General features: G+C 66.4%; 1 protein-coding gene and 1 pseudogene. Both read right to left on the reverse strand.

Annotation, left to right across the window (positions count from 1 at the left end; translation table 11 throughout):
• Positions 1–48: 48 nt before the first annotated feature.
• A complete protein-coding gene (locus F618_RS0114595) occupies positions 49–870 on the reverse strand; it encodes a PH domain-containing protein (RefSeq protein ID WP_018168688.1) in 822 nt (273 codons plus the stop codon).
• Positions 867–1621 (reverse strand): annotated as a pseudogene (locus F618_RS15160) (hypothetical protein); the annotation flags it as partial. The gene F618_RS0114595 and the pseudogene F618_RS15160, both read right to left, overlap by 4 nt.

Genomic DNA, 1621 nt, shown 5'->3' on the forward strand with positions numbered 1-1621 from the left:
CTGGTCTGGCTCAGGGGGGTGGAACCCCGTTCCACCCTCTGGTCTGGCTCAGCGATCCCAAACCGCGTCCACGCGCCGTTGGATCTCCTCCTTCACCTCCAGCGGTCGTCTCACGCCATGCAGCCGGATCTCGCCGGTTTCGCCGCCGCCCGCCGAGGACACTCGGACCTCGCCGATTCCGATCAGGCGATCAATGACTCCCTGTTCCAGGGTCGGGATCCGGGCATTGGCATAGCGCAACGTGCGCCGGTGGCGCGCGATGATCCCGGTCTGCACCGTCACGCGGTCGGGGTCGAGGGTGAATCGGTAGTAGTAGATCGCGAACACGATGCGGATCGCGGTGAGCACCATCCAGATACCGAGGACCATCGACAGTGCTGCCTGCACGATGGGCAGCTCGCCAATGCCCGGGATGGTCATGCGCCATTCGGCAATGCTCGCGCCTACTGGATCGGGCAACTGCCCCAGCCAAGCCACGATCTCCGGCGTCCAGGCCAGTACGGCGAGGAGCAGCACAAACTTGAGCACCGTGGGCCATACGCTGCGCAGCGCCGGCCGCAAGGTGTAGGTCGGCACCTCGGCGTCCGCGTCGGCGGGGTGGTCCCGGGGTGGCTCCCCGGCCGACGCCGGCGCGCGATACTCCCGTGCGGCCTGTCGCAGTGATTCGCTCGGTTCTTCGTCGTCAGGTGGCCGAGGCGGGGGCTCGGGTGGTGCGTCGGGATCGACCTGCTCCACGCCATAGCCCGCCTGCTGGCCGCCCCAATGCACTGGCACCAGCTCGTATCGCTTATCCGTCTCGCGATTCAGCGCGTCCCGGACCACGCGAGCGCGGCCGTGGCTGAACGGCATGTCATGTTCGTCGAGGATCATGCCCCTGGCTCCTTGGATCGGTGGGTGCTGCGGCTGCGGGCCTTCTCCAATCGCTGCACCAGTTCGTTGTTCGCGTCGGGCTCGACCGTGACCACCTGCGCCTCGGCCTGCTGGACGCTCGCCTGGTCGATCCGTCGTTCGCGCTCCGCCTGCTCGGCCTTGCGCCGGCGTCGTTCGGCCGCGTCCACGGCGTAGCTCGGCAGGAAATCGCCGCTGCGCGCCCGCTTGGCGACGGCACTCAGGTAGCGCAAGGGGTTGCGGATCGGATCCGTTTGAGCGCGATCCCGGATGGCACCGGCGACCTCGTCCAGGACCTGCTGGGCCTGGTCGGCGGGCAATCCCTGCAGACACCGATCAGCCAGTTTGCGGTGATCGGAGCCGAAGCTCTCGGGATAGTGCAGCGCGTCGGCCGACTCCTCACTGCCGCGCGCGCCCGGTTGTTCCAATACCTCAGAGGTAGGTTTTGTAGTAGTAGGTTTATATAAACTACTACTACCCCCGCGCGCGTGAGCCGAGTTAAGATTCTTAACTCGGTCCGACGTTCCTGTTTTTTCAGGCATTTTTGCGGGTGGGTCCACCGAGTTAAGATTCTTTACTTGGCTCTCACCCGAGTTAGCCTCGTTGACTTGGCCGCTCCCGGCGCGACCCCTGGGGCTCGCGGCGGCTCGCACGGCCGGTTCGGCGCTCAGGGTGGCGAGGCGGCGCTCAAAGCGATCCCCGGTGTCCACGGGATCCGTAAGGTCGCGGTCGG

Origin of the sequence: Thioalkalivibrio sp. ALMg13-2, from assembly GCF_000381185.1 — a bacterium.
Taxonomy (GTDB): domain Bacteria; phylum Pseudomonadota; class Gammaproteobacteria; order Ectothiorhodospirales; family Ectothiorhodospiraceae; genus Thioalkalivibrio; species Thioalkalivibrio versutus.

Bases quoted from the DNA above. Each gene is read 5' to 3' on its own strand.
- F618_RS0114595 (WP_018168688.1), bottom strand. From the start codon at position 870: ATGATCCTCGACGAACATGACATGCCGTTCAGCCACGGCCGCGCTCGC.